Source organism: Nocardia jinanensis, assembly GCF_014645735.1.
In the GTDB taxonomy this organism is placed as follows: Bacteria; Actinomycetota; Actinomycetes; order Mycobacteriales; family Mycobacteriaceae; genus Nocardia; species Nocardia jinanensis.
This window is the reverse complement of the sequence record NZ_BMMH01000018.1, coordinates 30,999-52,787: the sequence shown is the minus strand read 5'-3', so window position 1 is coordinate 52,787 and position 21,789 is coordinate 30,999. Positions and strand designations below refer to the sequence as shown.

At 68.9% G+C, this 21,789-nt stretch carries 1 protein-coding gene; it reads right to left on the bottom strand.

From position 1 onward, the window contains the following. Positions 1-23 precede the first annotated feature (23 nt). Positions 24-21,584: a toxin glutamine deamidase domain-containing protein gene (locus tag IEY68_RS28770; RefSeq protein ID WP_063000228.1), complete on the bottom strand. Its 21,561-nt coding sequence runs from the start codon at positions 21,582-21,584 to the stop codon at positions 24-26. Positions 21,585-21,789: the final 205 nt, after the last annotated feature.

The following is a 21,789-nucleotide window of genomic DNA, read 5'->3' as shown; positions in this document are numbered from 1 at the left end:
TCTCCGCTTCTCGTATGTCTCGTTCAGGCCGAGCCGGAATCGGGACCGTTCAGGGTGAACGGAATATCCACTGCCGGCAGTTCCGGCTCGGGTTCGGCACCGTCGATGCCGGTGTCCGGCGAATCCTCCGGAGTCTCGCCGGTACCCGATGAATCCTCGTCCTCGGCCGGTACCGCACCCGGCGGCAACCAGGACTCGACGGTGGGCTCCGCCGCCCGGAAATCGGTCGGCAACTTCCATTCGAGGGGACGCCGACGCTGCGGACGGCCGTGCCCACGGACCCCCCACCGATACGACCCATCCGGCAGCCGGTGATCCGAGTCCGGCGGCGGGATGTCGGGACCGGGATCGGTACCGGCCGACGACAGCGCGGTGGCCGGCCGATCCGGGTCCGGCACCACCTGCGGCCGCGGCGGCAACAGCGGTGGCGGGGTTTCCTGCCGCGGCGGTGGAGACACCGGTGGGCTCTGCTCCCCGGTGTTCACCGTGGGTTCTGCACCACTGTTCAACTGTGCTCCCGTGGCCGGGACGAACGCGACCCGGTCCACCCCGGTGGTGAAGATCTCCGGTAGCGCCCCGTGGTCGTAGAATTCGCCGTGCAGCGCATCCCACCAGACCGGCCGGCTGTCCGGCTCCGCCGGATACACCAATAGCAGACTGAGGATATCGGCGCCGGGTGCGCCGTCCGGGTCGTCCAGCGGCCGACCGTCGGCGCCCGTTTTCGGCATGCCCGTCACTTCGACGTAGGCCATGGATCCCGGACCGAATTCATCCGACATCAGCGTCCGGTGGATATGGTCGTATCGCTGGTCCCCGGTGCCGGCCTCGTCGCCGACGGTACGCAGCGAGCCGCCGAACCAGTTCTGCACGCGTTCACGTCCGCTCCGGTTCAATTCGGCCAGGGGTACGGGATTGCCGTCGTCGTCGAGGTGTCCGTCGCTCGGTTCGATCAGCATCGGCGTACCGGTGAACGCCGCGGTGGCCGCCAGTGCCGACCGGTAACCGTTGACGTACTCGTAGCCGGGACTCTCCTGCCCGCGCGGCGGCACGATACCGAACGGAATAAAGGTCCCGTAGGCCGGACCGCCGGGCAGCGACGAGTACGTACCGGGGTGCCGGAATGCGACGGATCCGCCCGCCCCGTCACCGAGCGCCGCGGTGAAGGCCACTTCGTACGCGTCCTGGACCAGTACGGGGCTTTCCTCCTCGTAGGCCGTGAGAGTTCCGAGCGTCAGTTCGTCCGCGGTCGCGGCGACGAACGACAGCTTCGTGACGGCGGACCCGTATGTCTCGACCAGCCGCTGGTGCTCGTAGGTCGCGCCGCTCTCCGGATCCCACCACACGGGTTCCGTGGCATCCCGCGGGCGGACGAGCAGGAGACCACCCGCGGCCACGTCGATCGGTGCGCCGTTGCGGTCGGGCACCGTCACCGACAACTCGACGAAAGCCACCGAGCCCGGACCGAACTTCCCGGATGTCAGCGTCCGGTGCACCTGGTCGAATTGTTCGTCGACCGGCCGGCCGCCGTCGTCGCCGAGCGGCTGCAACGGTCCGCCGAACCATCGCCGCACCCGGTCCCGACCACCGGCCAGCAGGGTACTGACCGAGGCCGGCTCACCGCCCGCGGTCAAGTTGTCCCAGCTCGGTACAGCGAACCGGGGCTTGCCCAGGAAGGTGGCGGCACCGGCGAGCGCGGTCTCGTAGAAACTGAACTGCCGACCGGAACCGCCCGGCCCACCCAACGCGGTCAGCGTGCCGTACGGCACACCACCCGGTACCGCCGAGTACGTGCCCGGATGTGCGAAGACGACGAAGCCGCCCGCACCGTCACTCATCGCCGTTTCCAGTCGCTGCCGCTGCTCGGCGGCCGCGACCACCGAATCCGGGGTGGCGAATACGAACCGCACGTCGGCGGTTTTGTCGATGAACGAGGCGTCGGGGAGGTCGCCGAAATTCCAGCGCTGTGCGTCGAACCACACCGGTCCGTCCGCATCCACCGGATAGACGAAGCCGGTGGCGTGGGCGCTACGGATCTCCGGGACCCCGTCGGCGTCGTAGATCTTGTTTCCGTCGGCGTCCTCGTCGTGCCACGAATTGCTGACGTAGGCCATCGCGCCGGGCCCGAGTTCGGCGACCTTGGCGCGCGCCATCTGGAACTGCTCTTCGATCGACCGGGTGCCATCGGCGAAGGAAACCAGCCGCGCACCGAGGAACCGCTGCGCCTCGGCCCGGTTCTTGCCCTCCCTATCGAGTGCTCGCACCGGTTTCGCCGGGGCCGCGACCTCCGGTTTGCCGAGGAAACCCGAGAACAGCGACAGCGTGCAGTCGTCACAGTTCGTCACCCGGCCGACATTGACGACGCCCGGACCGTTGATCAGCCGTCCGTACGGTTCACCGCCCTCGACCGCGGTGAAGGTCGCCGGATTCCGGAACGCTGCGAACCCGTTGCCGTCCTGGGCCCGGAGCGCGGCCTCCAGCGACGACTGGTACCGCGGGGTTTCGACCGGACCGGATTCGCGGGGGTTCCGCAGGGCCGTACGCGCCGGAACGAGGTCCAGCTCCGCCGGTGTGAGCCGCGGCGCGGGCGGCGCCTCGGCCGGGAGAACCGGCGGCGCGCTGTTCTCCTCGCCACCCAGGAATTCGGTCGCCGTGGCCGCGGCGAAGGACACCGACAGGGTGTCGATCTGGGCATCGGACAGCGACGCGACCTCTCCGATGTCCAGCGGATTGTCGTAGGTGGTGCCGTGGATCGGATCCCACCACACCGGATCCGTCGCACTCGTCGGATCGGCCGCGTCGACCGGACGCACGAGTACCAGGGTGAACGTACCGGCGACCCGGGGGGCGCCGGTACGGTCGAGCATCCGGGCGCCCGTGTCGCCGGTTCTGTACACGGTGAATTCGGCGAAGGCCACCGATCCCGTTCCGAATTCGCCGGAGGCCAGGGTGCGGTACAGCTCCTCGGTTTGCCGGGGGCCGGAATCTCCGTTGTCGAGCGACTGCAACGGGCGGCCGAACCAGGCGGCCACCAGCTCCTGTCCGGCCGCTCGCTGTTCCCGCGCGGAGGCCGGCCGGCCGTCCGGGCCCAGCGGGGTCCGCGTCGGATCGGCCTGCTGTGGATCACCGTAGAACGACGAGATCGCGTGGATACCCGCTTCGTAGCGGGTGAGCACGCTACCGTCCGCGCCGCCCGGGTTGATGAGACCACCGTACGGCGGCCCACCGGGCACCGAGGTGTGCACGCCCGGGTGGGCGAAGATGAGGAAATCGCCCTCGCCGTCACTCAGCGCGGCCGTCAGCGAAAGATTCTCCGTCCCCATGTCTTCGGTGGGGCTGTGGTCGGCTTCGACAGAGTCGTCGTCCAGTTCGACGACCCTGGGTGACAAGGATCCGGGTGGTGGCTGTCGCGCGAACTCGGAATCACCGGCAGGTTCCGCGGCGCTGTCGGGAGCCGGGTCCGGTGGCCCGGAGAACATCCCGCGCGGGCCGCGTGGCGGGGCACCGGAGCCCGTGTCACCGCTCGCCGGCTTCGCCGACCCGATCCGGTCGGCCAGGTCCGCGCCGGTGCCGGCGACGAAGGAGATCTCGCTGACCCGGGGGGCGTGCACGGCCAGGACCGTCGAATGCGAGTACGTCTGTCCCGTCGTTGTATCCCACCACTGCGGCCGAGTCGGCAGTCCTGTCGTCGATTCCGGGTAGACCAGCAGCAACCCCGATTTGATCGGCCTGTTCGAACCGGCCACCGGTCGCGACGTCTCGACGAAGCCCACCGAACCGGGACCGAGTTTCGACACCCGGTCGTAGGCCGCGTCGAATTGCTGCTCGGGCGTCCGGTTCCCCTCGGCCAGCGAGGTCAGTGGTGCGCCGAAATAGTCGTTCATCTGGCCGCGACCACTGCTGTACAGCACGGCGTCCGAAACGGGCTGCCCGCCTTCGTTCAGATGGTTCCAGCTCGGTACGGCGATATGCGGGTGTCCGACGAAGGCAGCGGCACCCGCGATCGCCGACTCGTAGAAGGAGATCCGGGCCCCTGCCGGGAACGCGCCACCGAGGTTGATCAGTTCACCGAAAGGCTTGCCGCCGGGTACGGCGGTATAGAAGCCGGGGCTCTTGTAGGCGACGAAACCGCCCTTGCCGTCGCTCAGCGACGCCTCGAGATCACGACGTTGCCGGGCCGCCGCCACGACGAGATCGGGCGTGCCGATCCAGAACGTCGCGTATGCCGCGTATTTCAGAAAATCCTTGGGTGGCCCGTCGCTCGCTTTCCCGGTCTGCCCGTCGAGCCAGACCGGGCCCGTTCCCCCCTCCGGATACACGACCACGGTGGCGTGCCCGGAGTCGAATTTCGCCGATCCGTCCCTGTTGTACTTCTTGAAACCGAGGAAATTCTCCTTGTGCCACAGAGTGGCGACGTAGGCCATCGTGCCGGGGCCCAGGGCTTTGATGTGTTCGTGCGCGGCCTCGTACTGCGCGCCGATCGACCGGGACCCCTTGGCGAAGGAGATCTCCCGACTACCGAGGAACCGCGCCGCCTGCTTGGTCCCGTTCTGGTAGAAGCCGGGATGCGACCCGATCTTCGGCGCCGCGACCTGAGGTTTACCCATGAACCCGGCCAAAAGCGACAGCGACGTGTCCTGGCAGTTCACACCGCGTCCCGGGGCTTTGATACCGGGCCCGTTCACGAGATTCAGAACCGGCTTGCCACCCGGCACCGCCGTAAAGGTTGCCGGGTTCTGGAACTGCGCGAACTTCCCGTCGCTGTCGCGGGAAGCGTGCTCGAGATCGGTCTGATACGTAGGCTTCTCGATCACCCCGAAGGTCCGGCCGACGCGGTCGGCGGAAAGCTGCGGAATCACGGCCAGCTCGTCGGGAGTCGGTCGCCGCACGGTGGCGGACTGTGCGGCCGGCACCGAGGGTACGGCCTGCGCGGTCGGTGCGGCGGGCACGGTCCGGGTGGGCCGGGTGGTCTCCGAATTCAGCAACTTGCGGATACGTTCGCGCAGGTGGAAGGGCGTACCCGTCAGATCGGTGGTCCGCGGCCGTGTTCCGTGGCCCATATCGTCGGCTACGTCCCGCCCGCCTGTCACGGCCGGCGTGGCCGGGGCGTGACCGCTGGCGCCGCGCTGTCCGGCCGGCGTCGTGGCCCGATCCGAGGTGTCGGCAGCATTTTCGTCGAGTTCGATCACCGCCGGATCGCCCGCCTCCTGTCCCGGGGTAGCGGTGGGCGCGGGCGCGACGGTCCGGCCGGGCGGTATCGCGGCGAAGTTGAGGTCGTGCGTGCGCTGGATCAGCTGCGCCGGTGGTGTAGTCCACTTCTCGTTGGTCAGCGGGTTCCACCACGCCGGACCCTGCGCCCCCTTCGGGAAAACGACCAGCGTGACCTCGGCAGCCGAGAACACCAACTGGTCGTCCGGCAGGCCCCGGTCGTATGTCCCGGTCTGCGGGTCGACCTGGACCGTTGCGGTGATGACCACCGCCGCGGAACCGGGACCCAGGTGCGCGACCCAATCGTGCAGCGCGGCGAACTGCTGCGCGACCTGCCGGGGGCCGAAATCGAAATAGCCCGGGGTGATCGCGAGCCAATCCTGCAGGCGACCGAAACCCTCGGCCGGATCGGTGAGGCTGTTGTCGGGCGGGACCGACGGCAACCGCGGCGCGGCGACGAGCGGCGTTCCGAAGAACGACGACAGACCCGACAGCGCCAGCTCGAACATATTGTTCCCGTATCCCGCGGTCTCCGGGGAAGTACCGGCGGTGAGCAGCGCCCCGAACGGGTTCTCGGGAGTCGGATACGACCAGGGGTCGGCGGCGACCACATAGTTACCGCCGCTGTCGCGTAACGCGTCCTCCAGCGCCCGCTGCGCCCCAGGGTCGACCGGTGCGAAGAAGGCGGGATCACGGCGCTCCGCCGGATGTTCCAGCTGCGGGGGCGGCTCCGGTAGCGGGTCGCCCACGGGCCGGACCTGCGGGCCCGGCACCGGCTGTGCCGTCGTGCCGGTGTCGATGAACCGGCCCGGCGGGATGTCCAGGAATCGGAGCCCCACCGCGTCGCGCAGCGACTGTACCGGTGGGGCATCCCACATTTCGCCGGTAACCGGGTTCCACCACACCGGGCCCGGCGCAACCTGACCCGGCGCCGCGATCGGGTGGACCACGGCCAGGATCTCCATGCCGTCGTCGAACGTCGAGACCGGTATTCCGGTACTGGGATCGACCGTCCCGATATCGACGACGGCCAGCGCGGCGGCGCCGGGACCGCGATAGCCGACCCACTCGTGCAGGGCAGCCAGCTGCTGCCCCACCGGAACCGCCGCGGTACCGAAGTAGTTCAGGTTGGTCTTCGCCCAGGACTGCAGTCGCTGGAGACCGCCCGCTTCATCCGCGGGTTTCCGCTGTAGGAGACCGGCATCGGGGTAGCGCGGCGCGGCAACCTGTGGCCGGCCGAAGAACGACGACAGTGCGGACAACCCGGCATCGACCTTGTTGTAACGGCGGGTCGGGTTCGTCGGACCCCCGGCGTTGACCATGGCGCCATAGGGGAATTCGCGTGTCGGGTAGGACCGCGGATCGGCCCCGGCCACGAAGTTGCCGAAGTTGTCACGCAGCGCGTTCTCCAGCGCCTGCTGGAAGCCCGGATGTTCGAGCTGGCCGAGATAATCCTGACCGATTCGGCGGCCGGTAGCGGGATTCGCGAGCAGCATCGGCGGGGACGGCAAGGTCCGGCGGGGCTGCATCGGCGGCATCGGCCGGGATACCGGCGCGGGCAGGAGCAGTGGCGGATTCCCGCTCGGTGGCTCGCCCGCCACGGTGCGCCCCGGCGGGATCGGCAGGAATTCGACAGCGACCGAGTCGCTGACCAGGTTGGCGGGCGGGATCTCGGACATGTAGCCGGACTGCGGATCCCACCACACGGGATAGTGCGCGCCGAGTGGATAGACGAGCGCGATGGCATGCCCGCCGCCCCGTGTGGGCGACCCGTCGGCTTCGAACAGCGGTGTACCGGTGGCCGGATCCCACGCGTGCCAAACGTTCGTCACCATCGCCGCCGAACCCGGGCCCAGGTGAGTTATCCACTGTTCCATGGCGGCGAGCTGCTGCGGTATCGACCGGGTGCCGTCGGCATAATCGTCGAATTCGGTCCGAAGCATGTGGACCGCTCGTTCCTGGGTGTTCAGTTCACCGAGGGTCGGGTCGACCACACCGTTGCGGATATCGGGGTAGCGCGGTGCCGCCACCAGCGGGCGACCCAGGAACGTCGACAACGCCGCCAATACGCATTCACCGCAGTTGTTGTTACGCCCGGGCCGGCTCGGCCCGCCCGGATTGATCATCTCGCCCAGCGGTGTGCCATCGTGGAGCAGGATCCGCGGGTCGGCATACCGCACGAAGTTTCCGTCCGGGCCCCGCAGCGCCTGTTCCAGCTCCGGCTGCAGGGCAGGGCTTTCCAGCGGAGCCAGCTGCCGCGGCCCGAACACCCGGGTTTTCGACGGATCCCCCACGCGCATCGCCGGCGCGGGTTCACCCCGCCACGGCGGCGCCGGAGACACCGGTTGACCGGCCGGGGTTCCAGGGTGAGCCGACGGCGGGGTCAGCGGATTCGGCATCCCCATATTCGGTGCCACGCCGGCCGGGCTCGGCGCAGCCGGTGATCGCGGCCGATCCCGGGGTGTCTGCCCCTGCTCCGCCGCCGAGAGGCCGGGGTACCGCGTCCCCCGGTATCCGAAGCCGCCCGCCGAGTCGTGCCGGGGCACCGGGGTTCGCGGACCGGATTCCCGTCCCGAATCCGGTTCTCGCCGCGACTCGGTGCTGCCATCGGTAATGGTCCCGGACAATGCGGGACGGGCTGACGATGTGCTCGCGGGGCTCGGCTGCGCCGGCGGGGTGGGCTCGATACTCCGTCCCGGTGGTATCGCGACGAAGCCGGACCAGACGGCCGCGGAAGGAAGGTCCGGCGGCCCTTCCCAGGTTTCACCGGTGACCGGATCCCACCACACCGGCGTCTGCGCCGTCTCCGGGAAGAGGACCAGCAGGGAGGGCTCGGCGGGGCCCATGACGATATTCATCCAGGCGTCGCGGGCCGGGAACCCGGTGTGCGGATCCACCTGCGGAGTCGCGGTGAAAACCACTGCCGCGGCGCCCGGGCCGAGGTGGGATACCCACTGGTGCAGCGCGTCGAACTGCCGCGGCAGCGGTAATGAGGGATCGAAGCTGTCCGGCCGGGTCTGCAGCCATTCGTAGATCCGGTTGTTACCGCGGAATTCGTCCTTGCGGTTGTAGAGGCCGTATCCCAGGTCTGGATGGCGTGGCACGGCGACCTGCGGCCGGCCCAGATACGACGACAACCCCGAGATCGCCGCGTCGACCTTGTTCGTAGCACGTCCGGGCAGGGCCGGTCCGCCACCGTTCACCATGGTCCCGTACGGGCTCTCCGGCGTGGGGTGAGTTCGCGGATCGGCACCGGTCACGAAGTTCCCGTCGCTATCGCGCAACGCGTCCTCGAGCGCCTTCTGGAAACCGGGATGCTCGAGCTGATCCAGCTGGCGCGAACCCCAGCGCCGGCTCTGCGCCGGGTCCGCCAGCCGGACCGGCGGTTCCGGGCGGTGGTGCACCGGCGCGACGGCCGGCGGCGGCCCCGGCTCCGGCCGCGACTGCGGAAAAGCCGGTGCCGGCCGGGGGGCGGCCGCGGGACTGTCGAGCACGGTCCGTCCCGGCGGTACGGGAACGAACTCGATTTCCATCGCTCTCTGCAGCGCTTTCAGCGGCTGCTCGGACCATTTGCCCGATTGCGGGTCCCACCACACCGGCCCGTCCGCGCCCTGCGGATAGACGACCAGGACAGTGTGCCCGGCGCCGGGCACCGGTGCCCCGCCCTGGAACAGTGGCCGACGAGTAGCGGGATCGGTCGCCTGCCAGGTGGTTCGGACGACCGCCGCGGTCCCTGCGCCGAGATCCGATATGTATTGGTGGACGGCCGCGAGTTGGTCGGGCACCGAGCGGTTTCCGTCGTCGAAGTTCCGGAAATCGGTCCGCAGCATATGCGCCAGGCGGTGGTTACCCCCACGCTCGGCACCCACGGTGTCCACCGCGCCGTTCACGATATCGGGATAGCGCGGTGCGGCGACCTGCGGCGACCCGAGGAAACTGGACAGGCCGGCCAGCACACAGTCGAGGCAGTTGTTGTTCCGGCCCGGAACCGCTCGACCACCGGCATTGATCAGTTCACCGTACGGTCGTCCCCCGGCCGGATGGGTACGCGGATCGGCGTATTCGACGAAGTTTCCGTTGGAATCGCGCAGCGCGTCCGCCACGGCCTGCTGCAGGTCCGGACTCTCCACCGGCGCGAGCTGCCCCGGGCCGTAAACCCGGGTCGCGGCCGGATCGCGCAAGCGCATCGGCGGATCGGGCAGATCGGGCTGCGGCCGGAGCGCAGTGACCGGCTGCGGCTGCTGATCCGCCGGCGACTCCGCCGAATCCTCCGTTCGTTGCTTTTTCGACGCCGACACATCCGAGGCCGCTTCCGGCTCCGGCAACGCCCGCTTGGCGCTGTCTCCGGCCGACTCCGGCGCGGACTGTCGCGCGCTCTGCTCGGATCGGGCCGGCATCGGCTCCGGCGAGATCGCCGCCGAATCGGGCCGGGGCGATTCGCGAAGCATGCCGTGGGTCGCCGGGCCCGCGGTGGCCCGGGAGGCGGCGATCAGATCCGGCCCGGTGGCCTTGATGAAATGGAACTCGCTGTCGGGCGTGACGTAATGGGCCATGGCCGAGTGGTCCGGGTATGTCTCCCCGGTCACCGTGTCCCACCACACCGGCTCGCTCGTGCTCGCACCGTCCGCCGGCTCCGGGTGGACCAGCAGCAGGCACCGAATGTGGCGGCCCTCGTCCCCGTATATATAAGCGAGGCCCACCGACCCGGGCCCCAGCTCCCGTATCTGGTCGTGGGCATCGGCGAACTGTTCGTAGAGCGTCCGGTCGCCCGCGGACAGGTTGGTGAACGAGGTGCCGAACCACTGTGCCGCGATGGTGGCGCCGCCCCGGATCGAGATATCGGGCGCAGTGGGCTGCCCGTCCTCGTTCAGATGATCCCAATTCGGTACGGCGATAAGGGGCTGGCCCAGGAAACTCGACGCACCCGCCAGTGCCGATTCGAACGGGCTGACCCGTCCCCCGGATCCCGGTTCGCCGCTGAGGCCGATCAATCCGCCGAACGGCGTACCACCGGGCACCGAGGTGTGCGTTCCCGGGTGCCGGTAGGTGACGAAACCACCCGCGCCGTCACTCAGCGCTTGTTCGAGTTTGTGCCGCGTCTCCGCGGCGGCCACCATGAGGTCGGGTGTGCTGATACAGAACTCGACCTCGGCGGTGTACTCCTTCAGATGCGCGAGATCACTGGGCTTGCCCAGTTGCGGTTCGTACCACACCGGGTCCTTCTCGCCCGCCGGATACACGACCACGGAAGCGTGGCCCCCATCCCGCACCGGTGAACCGTCCTCGTTGTACTGCTTCTGGTTCCCGGCATCGGTTTTGTGCCAATCGAACGAGACGTAGGCCATGGCGCCCGGTCCCAGCGCGGCGATACGACGATGCGCCGCGTCGTACTGTTCGCTGATCGACCGGTTACCGTCGTCGAAGGATATGTACCGGCTGCCGAGGAACCGCGTCGCCTGCAAGTCCCCGGAGTGCAGGGGGTTCTTCGGTTTCGGGCCGACCCGGGGCGCGGCGACCTGCGGTTTACCGGCGAAGGACGCCAGCAGCGAAATCGAGGTGTCCTCGCAGTTGCGCTCCCGGCCGGGCAGGCGATGATCCGGTCCGTTGATGAGTTTCCCGAACGGCGCCCCGCCCCGCACCGTCGTGAAGGTGGCCGGGTTCTGGAACTGCGCGAAATCGGATCCGCCGTCGCGGCTCAGCGACTGCTCCAGCGCGGTCTGATATGAAGGGCGTTCGACCGGGCCGAAGGTCGGACGGAAACGGTCCGCGGCGGGTTGCGGAACAGCTTGTAACTCGGCGGGGGTGAACCGCCGCGCCGCGGCCGACCGCGCACTCTGCGAGAACTGCGCACTCAGCAATCGCGCCGGCCCGGCCGCACGCTGCAGCGAACCCGAGAACATCCCGCTGTCCCGGTCCCCGCCCGTCGCGGCGGCCAGGCCCCGGGTGGACCCTTCGGTGTCCGGGCGGGGTGCGGGCAGTGCGGTGGTTTCCGTGGCCGCGGTTTCCGTCCGCGGTACCGGCGTTCGGTGGTCCCCGTCCTCGGTCCCGTCCTCGGTCCCGTCCTCGGTCCCGTCCCGAACCGGTACCGGTGCCGTTTCCGGTGTCAGTGCCGGTTCCGACGCCGTTTCCGACTCCGTTTTCGATGCCGGTGCCGGTGCCGGACCGTCCGGGCTGCCGTCGCGCCGGTCGTCAGGCCGTAGTAGGGCGTGATTCGTCCCCATCGGCCACGACCCGGTGGTGGCGATGGACGCCGCGATCAGGTCCGGGCCGGTGGCCTTGATGAAGTACATCTCGCCGTCGGGGAAGATGTAGCCGGTCAGTTCCGAACTGTCGGTGAATGTTTTCCCGGTCACGGCGTCCCACCACACCGGTTCGCTCGTGCTGGTGCCGTCCACCGGTTCGGGGTAGACCAGCAGCAGGGTCTTGGTCTGCTCGGTGCTGGGCTCGAGCATGAGCACGAGACCCACCGACCCGGGACCCAGCGACTCGACCTGGTGGTACGCCTCGGAGAAGTGCCGGGTGGACTTCTGTTCACCCGCCCCGAGCTCGGCGAACGAGCTGCCGAACGTCTGTTGCGTCGCCGCGCCGCCGCTGCGGGTCAATTCCGCGGGGGTAGTGGGCTGCCCGCCCTCGTTCAGGTGGTCCCAGTTGGGTACGGCGATGAGCGGCTGACCGATGAAAGTCGACACACCGGCCAATGCCGCATCCGATGGGCTGATCTGGCCGGGCCCGGGGCCACCGCGGACGGCGATCAATTCGCCGAACGGCTTGCCACCGGGTACCGACGTATACGAGCCCGGATGCTGATAGGAGACGAAACCGCCCTTCCCGTCACTCACCGCCTGTTCGAGGTTCTGCCGGGTCTGCGCGGCCGCCATGATGGTTTCGGTCGTGCCGATGGCGAACTTGACCGATGCCGATTCGTATTTCAGATCCTCGAGGTAGGTCCGCTTGCCCAACTGCGGTTCGTACCAGACCGGGTTATCGGCACCCGCCGGGTACACCACCACGGTGGCGTGGCCGCCGGCGAACATCGGCGAACCGTCTTTGTGGTACAGCTTGCGGCTTCCGGTGGAGTCCGTTCTGTGCCAGCCGATCATGACGTAGGCCATGGCACCCGGCCCCAACGCGGCGATATGCTGATGCGCCGCATCGTACTGCTTGCTGATCGACCGCCGACCGTTGTCGAACGAGATATACCGGCTACCGAGGAACCGCGTCGCCTGCTGGTTTCCCTGTAGGAGGTAACTGTTCGGCTTCGGGCCGACCCGCGGCGCGGCGACCTGTGGCTTTCCGATGAAGGACGCCAGTAGCGAAATCGCGGTGTCCTCGCAGTTGTGGTGGCGACCGGGGCTGCGGTGACCGGGCCCGTTGATGGCTTTCCCGTAGGGCACATCGCCCGGTATCGCCGTGAACACGGCCGGGTTCTGGAACTGCGCGAAATCGGTGGACCCCACCGGACGCAACGACAGCTGCACCTTCGCTTGATGCTCGCGGCTTTCGATCGCACCGAAGGTCCGGTGGAAGCGATCTTTCGCGGGCTGCGGAACGATCTGCAGTTCGGCCGGGGTGAAATTCCGTATCGCGGGCTGGGTGCGCTGCGACGACTGGGCATCCTGCGACCGTGCCGAACTCGCCTTGGCGCGGAACCGGTCCCAGAAGCGGAACGGTGAACCTGTCTCCGGGTCCGGTCGGCCGCCCGCCCAGGGCCCCCCGGACGCACCGGTGGCCGGTGCGGGCAGCCCCGCCGAATCCGCGAGCCCCCGATCCGCGGCCGGTGTCAGTACTCCGTCGTCCTCGTCTCCGGCCGGTTCCCGTCCTGCTCCTGGACCCGAGTCGTCCAGGCCGCGGCCACCATCGCGGCTATCGTCACCGCGCTGATCGCCGTCCGGCAGCCCCGCCGCATCGTCGATCTGTGGTACGACGCGACTCGTCCCCGCGGGCCCCGATCCGTTGGTGGCGACGGAAGCCGCGAGCAGTTCCGGGCCGGTGGCCTTGATGAAGTGCAGATCGCCGTCCGGAACAACGTAGTCGACGAGTTGCGAACTGTCGGTGAATGTTTTCCCGGTCACGGGGTCCCACCACACCGGTTCGCTCGTGCTGGTGCCGTCCGCCGGTTCCGGATAGACCACGAGCAGTGCGGTGGAGTGCGAGGTGCTGAACTGCAGCATGAACGCGAGACCCACCGACCCGGGCCCCAGCGCCTGCACCTGGTCGTACGCCTCGGAGAAGTGCCGAGTGGACTTCTGTTCGCCCGCCCCGATCTGGGTGAACGACGTTCCGAACACGGTTTGCGTCGCGGCGGCACCGCTATCGATCAAGCTTTCGGGGGACGTGGGCTGCCCGCCCTCGTTCAGGTCGCTCCAGTTGGGTACGGCGATAACCGGCCGGCCGATGAAACTCGAGATACCGGACAATGCCGTCTCGAACGGGCTGAACTGTATACCGGGGCCGGGACCACCCTCGACGGCGATCAATTCGCCGAACGGTTTACCACCGGGGACCGAAGTATAGGAGCCCGGATGCCGGAAGGCGACGAAACCGTCCTTCCCGTCACTCAGCGCCTGCTCGAGTTCCTGCCGGGCCTGCGCGGCCGCCACGATCGTCTCGGGCGTGCCGATGGCGAAGGTGACCTTCGCCGTATTGTCCTTCATCTCCTCGAGGTCGCTGCGCCTGCCCGACTGCGGTTCGTACCAGACCGGGCTGTGGGCACCCGCCGGGTTCACCACTACGGAGGCATGGGAGCCGTCGATCACCGGCGAGCCGTCATCGTGGTACAGCTTCCGATACCCGGAGGGGTCCTTTTTGTGCCAGGCGATCAGGACGTAGGCCATGGCGCCCGGCCCCAGCGCGGCCATATGCCGATTCGCTGCCTCGTACTGTTCGCTGATCGACCGGCCCCCGCTGTCGAAGGAGATATACCGGCTGCCGAGGAACCGCGTGGCCTGCTGGTTTCCGTATCGGACCCAGCTATTCGGGTGCGGACCGATCCGTGGCGCGGCAACCTGTGGTTTTCCGGCGAAGGACGCCAGCAGCGAAATCGAGGTGTCCTCGCAGTTGAGATCGCGACCGGGGAGGCGCCGGCCGGGCCCATTGACGGCTTTCCCGTACGGCACGCCGAACGGCACCGCCGTGAACGTGGCCGGGTCCTGGAACTGCGCGAAATCGGTGGAACCCCGGGGCCGCAGCGACTGCTCCAGTTTCGCCTGGTACTCGCTGCTTTCGATCGCCCCGAAGGTCGGGCGGACGCGATCTTTCGCGGGCTGCGGAACGATCTGCAGTTCGGCCGGAGTCAAATACGGGACCGCCGGCCGAGCATCCTGCGGCAACGGATCACCCTGCGACCAGAGCGGCACGCTCTGCGATTCGACCGGACTCGAATACGGGACCGCCGGCCGAGCATCCTGCGGCAACGGATCACCCTGCGACCAGAGCGGCACGCTCTGCGGCTCGACCGGACTCGAATACGGGACCGCCGGCCGAGCATCCTGCGATGACTGGACACCCTGCGGCCGTGACCGTGCCGCTCTCACCTTCGCGCGGAACCGGTCCCAGAAGCCGAAGGGCGAACCCGTCTCCGCATCCGATCGCCTGCCCGCCCAGGGCCCCCCGAACTCATTCGGTGCGGGCAGCCCATCGGAATCCGCGAGCCCTCGGTTCGCGGCCGGTGTCAGTACTCCGTCGTCCCCATCTCCGGCCAACTCCCGTCCTGCTCCTGGACCCAGCTCGCCCAGGCCGCGGCCACCATCGCGTCGCTGCTCGCCGGCTGCGGGATCCGCGTCCGTTTGTCGATCACCATCGCGAACTGGTCCGGAGGTTTCATTTCCGATCGGACGTTGACCCGATACTCGATCCGATCCGGGCTCTCGGCGGTCCGGAGCAACTCGATCTGTGTCTGTCTCGGATAGATCTGTTGTGCCTCCGGTCTCCGGCCGGCCTCGATCGCCTCCGTGTACTCCGCCGTGATCATCGGACCCGACCAGCTCGGATACTGCAGGATCACGCCGGTCTCCGCGTTCACCACCAGACTCGACATCCCGATCGACCCGCCCGTCGCCCAATCCTCCGGTGTGGTCTCGGGCTGGACCAGCCAGGCGCCCACCGGCATCCGGCCGATCCGGAACGTCCGGCCGCCGGGCAGGACCTTCCGCAGGTAGTTCCGTACCTGGTCCTCGTTGTGCAGCGGCATACTCATTACTCGCTCCTTCGGCACCAGCGATATCGGTACTGCTCGGATCCCCGGTGGAATCCGTCTCCTGCCGCGACTCCTCCGCATCGGATTCTGCCGTGTCGGACAGCTCGATGATCCGGGGTTCCGGACCGCCCAGGATCTCGAACTCGGGGTAACTCGGTCTGCGCGCATCCGGATCCGGGGTCACCTGCGGGCCGACCCCCGGGATGGGGGAGGCGATCAAACTGGCACCGGTGCGCGCGACCGAGGCGATCCCGCTGGTCCGCGCCGCGTTCCCGGCCACCACCGCCTCGTGCGAGAGCTCGGCACCGGTCAGCGGATCCCACCACACCGGGGTGGTGGACGCCGGTGCGGTGTCCGGGAAGACCAGCAGCAGCACCGACGCGGGCGAATCCGGCGCCGACCAGGAGACCTCGACGAACCCCACCGCGCCGGGCCCCAGGCTCAGTACCTCGTCATAGGCTGCCTCGTACTGCTGCTCAACGGTCCGATCACCGGCCGCCAGGGACAGCAGCGGTTTACCGAACCACGTTGCGACCTCGGTGCGCCCGTCCTCGTCCAGCACCGTATCCGGCGCCGGTCGGCCCGACTCGTTCAGATGATCCCAGCTGGGCACCGCGAACCGCGGGAAACCGATGAATGTCGAGGCCCCGGCGAGACCCGTTTCGTAGGGATCGATCCGGCCACCGGCGGGCGAGCCACCACCCAGATTGATCAACGCGCCGAACGGCAGACCACCCGGTACAGCGGTGAAGGTCCCCGGGCTCCGGTAAGCCACGAACCCGCCGTTGCCATCACTGACCGCCGCTTCGAGGTCACGCCGATGTTCGGCGGAAGCGAGCACGAGCTCCGGGGTCCCGACGATGAATTCGACGTGCCCGGAACGTTCCAGGAGCTCCCGCGGGGGCCCGGAGGTGAAGGTGTGGTGCTGCGCGTCGCCCCAGACCGGAACCTTCTTCCCCGCCGGGAACACGATCGTCGTGGCATGCCCGCCGAAGATCTCCGGCGTACCGTCCGCGTGGTATTGCCGCACCCCGCGGTCGTTCGTCTGGTGCCACTTCGTCACGACATACGCCATCGTCCCCGGCCCCAAGGCGGTGATATGCGCGTGCGCGGCATGGTATTGCTGCGCGACCGACCGTGCGCCGTTGTCGAAGGTTATCGGCCGCGCGCCGAGGAACCGGGACGCCTGCCCCTCGCCGCGATCATAGGCACCGACCGGATACATTCCGGTCAGTGGCGCCGCCACCTGCGGTTTACCCACGAACGATGCCAGCAGCGACAGCGAACCGTCCTGACAGTTCTCCCACCGGCCGAGCGCCTGCGGCCCGGGCCCGTTCACCTTCTTTCCGAACGGTTCGCCGCCCACTACCGCGGTGAAGGTCGCCGGGTCCTGGAACTGAACGAACCCGGAGCCGCCGGGGTCGCGCAGTGCGGACTCCAGATCCATCTGATACGAGGCTTTTTCGATCGGCCCCCAGGTCCGGTCGGCACGGTCGTCGGCCGGTTGCGGAATGTTCTCGAGTTCGGCGGGGGTGAACCGCCGGACTGTGGCCGGCGGCGTGCTCCGGGACGGCCGGCTGCCCGGCAATCCCGCCGACCGGCCATCGCCCTCGCGGTGGCGGAGCCGGTCCCACAGATCGGACAGCGGACCCGTGGCCGCATTCGAGTTCCCGTCCGTCGCGGTCACCCAAGGCCGCGCGGTTCCGGCAGCCGGGGTGGACGAAGCCGATGGATCCGCCTTCGCGGTGTGCAGATCAGGCCCCGGAGCGGGTACTTCGCGGGCCCGCTCAGCCGGGTTCTCATCCTGCGACTGGAGGTCGGAACCGGCTCCGTCGGTATCGATCTCGGTGATGCGTGGCCCCGCCGCCGATATCCCCCCGGCCGCGGGTATACCGGCGCCCAAGGTAGAGCCGTGCGCCGCGACGAAGAAGACCTCGATATCGCTGCCGGGGCTCTGCATCATCAGCTGATGCGAGACCCTGCTACCGGTCATCGGATCCCACCACACCGGCTCGGTTCGTCCCGGCCCTTCCGGATAGACCAGCAGCCGGACGGATTCAGTGGTGCCGGAGGTACCGCGCAACGGCCGGGAGATCTCGGCGAAACCTACCGTCCCGGGGCCCGATTTCAGGACCTCGTCGTAGGCGGCCTGATACTGCTGCTGGGGTGTCCGGTTACCGGTATCCAGGGACGTCAGCGGTTTGCCGAACCAGTTCGCGACCCTGGTATGGCCGCCCCGGTTCAGCGTCCGGTCCGGGAGCGGGAGCCCACCTTCGTTCAGGTGCTCCCAACTGGGCACGGCGAAGACCGGGGACCCGACGAATGTCGATGCCCCGGCGAGACCCGCCTCGTAGATGCTGATCTGGCCGCCCATGGGATATCCACCACCGAGCCCGATCAGCTCGCCGAACGCCCGCCCATCCGGCACCGCAGTGAAAGCTCCCGGATCCTGGTAGGCCAGGAACCCGCCCTTGCCGTCACTCACCGACTCCTCGAGCTCACGCCGGTGCTCGGCCGCCGCGAGCACGAGCTCCGGTGTACCGATGGTGAATTCGACGCCGGCCGAATAGTTGACGAGTCCCTTCGGCGGCCCGTCGCTGAACGTGCCGGTCTGCGCATCGACCCAGACGGGCCCCTTCGCCCCCTTCGGGAACACGATCGTCGTGGCATGCGCGCCGTCGAACTTCGGTGAACCGTCCTTCTCGTATTGCTTGAGCCCCAGGAAGTTCGTCTTGTGCCAGAACGTCACGACATGCGCCATCGCCCCCGTACCCAAGGAGGCGACATGTGCGTGCGCGGCCTGATACTGCTGCGCGACGGTCCGCGAACCGTTGTCGAACGACATTTTCCGCGCACCCAGGAACCGGGACGCCTGCGCATTCGTATTGCGGAAGTGATCGGTCGGTAGTTTCCCGATCACCGGGGCCGCGACCTGCGGTTTACCCGCGAACGACGCCAGCAGCGACAGCGACCCGTCCTGGCAGTTCTCGTCCCGGCCGAGCGCCCGCGGCCCGGGACCGTTCACCTTCTTCCCGTACGGTTCCCCGCCTGCGACCGCGGTGAACGTCGCCGGATTCGCGAACTGAACGAACCCGGAACCATCGCGATCGCGCAGCGCGGCCTCCAGATCCCCTTGGTACGAAACCTTTTCGATCGGCCCGTAGGTCCGGGCGACCCGATCGGTGGCCGGCTGCGGGATCACCTGCAACTCCGTCGGCGTGAACCGGCGCGGGCCATCCGCCGGGTCCACCCGGCGCGATGACATTTCGGCCGGGTCCGGTGGCGGCATCCCGCGTGTTCGGTCGCCGGTCCCGTCCCCGCGCCGCGGCCCCGAACCCTGCCGTACCGCCGGGTCCGGGCTCTCGGGCCGCGACGAACTCTGCGGACCCGCGTGCAACGGCAGTGGGATCGGGGTCGGCTCCGGGACCGGTCCCGAGGCGGGATCGGGATTCCGCGTCTCGCGTCCGGGCTGGCTCGGGGGTTCGGACAGACGGCGCGGCGCCGGACTCGACATTTCTCCACCGCGGGGCCGCTTCGCCTCCGATCCCTGCCCTTGGTCCGAGTCGGGAGAGCTCCGCCGGACCGGCCCGGAATCGCTGTCCTGCGTACCCGGGCCTGGCCGCGGGGATTGCGGCGGGGACTGGGGCTCGGACTGCCGCTGGCCCGGGGGGAAGGCATTCTGTTCGGGCCCGGGGATAACCGCCTGTACCGGAGTGTCCTCGGAAACGGTGGGATCGTTTGGCACCGGCGGGCGCTCGGAGACCGGTGCCACCGAGATCACCGCCTCCGCTGTCCCCGACGGGACCGCGGGGCCCGGCCCGGCGGAGCTCTCCGGTGTGAACTCACGACCGCCGACTGGACGCTGCTGCGGCTGCGGGCCGGTATGGTCCGCGACCGTGCGCGGGGCCTGCGAGGACGGACCGCCGACCGGCGATGTGGAGGTCGCCGTGCCCGGCTTCGCGCCCGGTTTGGATTGTTCGGCGGCCGAATCCGGCGCGGCCGAGTTCACCGGCCCCTGCGCGGGCGACGACGGGCCCCCCGGCTGGCCGGGAGCCGGGGCGGCGGACTGTGCGGGCGGTGCCAACGGCTGCGTTACCGGCGGCTGTGCGGGCGGCGTGACGGGCTGAGTCATCGGAGGCGGCGCGACCGGCTGGGCTACCGGCGGCTGCTGTGTACCCCGGTCCCCGGATAGATCGTTACCGCTCGGTTCGCTGTCGCCGCGCTCCGTGCGCGCCGCCGGATCATTGTGATCGGCCCCGGGCCGATCCTGTCCGTGGTCGCTGTCGCCCGCGCGCCCCGGTGTCTCGTCCGCCGAGGTCCGCTGGTCCCCACCGATCTCGTTGCGATCAGCGGATACCTCCGAGCTCGGCCGGTCACCGACCTCGCCTTTATCGCCGGCCGGTTGATCTGTCTGCTGCCCGGTGGTTTCGGTGGCCGTGGTCGGCTCGGCCGGTCCCGCCGGCGGGGACGTACTCTCCGACCGCTGCTGACCGGTGGGCTGCGTACTCGGTGACGACTCGCCGTCACCTCGACCGTTCGCGTTCCCGTCGGCGTTCCCGTTTCCGTCGGCCTTCCCGTTTCCGTCGGCGTCCGCGTTCCCGTTCCCGTCAGCGTTCCCGCTCCCGTCAGCGTTCCCGCTCCCGTTCCCGTCAGCGTTCCCGCTCCCGGATACCGACTCCGGCCGCGCTCCCCGCGCCTCGAGGGCCCGCTCCTCCGACGACAGACCGTTGGTCCCCGGCCCGGATCGGTGCCCGTTCTGCCGACCTCCGGCCTCCTCGCTGCCCGACGCCGACGGACCGCCGGAGAACCCCTCGCGCCCGCCGCTCGGCGGGCTCTCGGACAAGAACGGCCCACCGCCGACGCCCTGCGGGCCACCGAACGAGAACGGCCCGCCACCTGTTCCCTGCCTGTCACCGGACGTGTAGGGGCCACCCGGCGATCGCTCCCCATTCCGGGACGATTCCTCGCCATCGGACGAGAACGCCGGGTTCAGCCGGTTGTCGCGGTTCTCCTGGAACGAATCCGGGTCCGCGCCCGGGTCCCGGGTGGTGACCGGAGCGTTCTCGCCGGGAACGGACCCGTCACCGTAGGTGGGCACCGCGCCGGAGCGCGGGCCGTCGAGAAAGTGGCTCATCGCGGCGAGCGCGGCGGCGCTGACACCGCTGCTGTGGGAGTGAAATCCCTTGAAGGTCGTCGGGTCCGCGACTCCGGTTATGCCGCCCTGGATGAACCCGCCCGCCACGCCGATCCCGTCGATCGAGTCTTCCAGGCTCTGCCCGGATATCCCGGCGACGAACAGGCTGCCGAAAATCCCCGCGATGCCATCCGAGGCGGCGCCGACCACCATGTTCTGGCCGGCCCGCCCCGGCAGGTTGTCGAAAACGCCGCCGATGGTTTTGCCGAACCCGAACCCGTTGCGGAAACCGCCGTGCATACCCTTGGCGACCGCACCACCGATCGGCTCCGCGAAACCGCCGGCGCCCACGCTGTACCCGAATTCCTCCGCGTTGAATTCGCGGCGCTTGTCGTCGGCGAGCTGCCCGGCCTGGATCGCCCCGTTGATCAGTCCTTCCTCCGCCGCGCCCTGCAGAACCTCTTGACCGACCTCACCCCAGGCCCGCGACGTCGGCACGGTCAGCTTCCCGGACAGCAGGCTCCGCCAGAAACTGCGCTGGATATTCGGGGCGCCCAGTCTGGAGGCCAAATTCTGGATGACGCGTGCGGCGGCGTTGGCGATCGTCTGCATCGTGATCCGGCTGGCGCCCACCGCTGCCGCCTCGACCGCGGGTGCGGTCGGTGGGAACAGCCAGGCCAAAGCGATTTCGATGGCGAGCCAGCACAGCGTGATGATGATGTTGAGTTTCTGGGACTGTAGTTCGGTACCGAAATCGAAGACCGTGTTCGAGGTCTCCAGCATGTGCTGGGCGAGCGCCTCGAGCGACTCGTCCCCCGTGCGCAGCTGGTCGTACTGGGCGCCCATCTCCGCGCGGGCGGCCCCCTCCGGGTAGGCCGCCATGGTGGCCTCTTTGGCTGCATCCAGTGCGGCGAGCAGACCGAGCAGCTCGTTCCCGGCGTCTTCCCAAGCAGGGGAGACTGCCCACACTGTGTCCTCGTCGCCGTCCGGCCACTCCGCACCGGCGACCCAGCCGAGCCAGCGCATCTCCTCCGGCAGATAGAGGCTCATCGAGGCGCGGGAGCGGCAGACGTTGTGCTGATCACCGCCACCTCCTCGCAGAACCGCTCGCGCAAATTAGAGCCCATGAGGGTTAATCAACAGTGGCGCACAAGAGAATTGGGCAGAAATGACCTGCTCGGCGGCGAATTTTTGCGGAACATCCGGGTGACGAAGGTGGCCCGCGCAAACGAAACCCGGGCCCACCTCGTCGTGG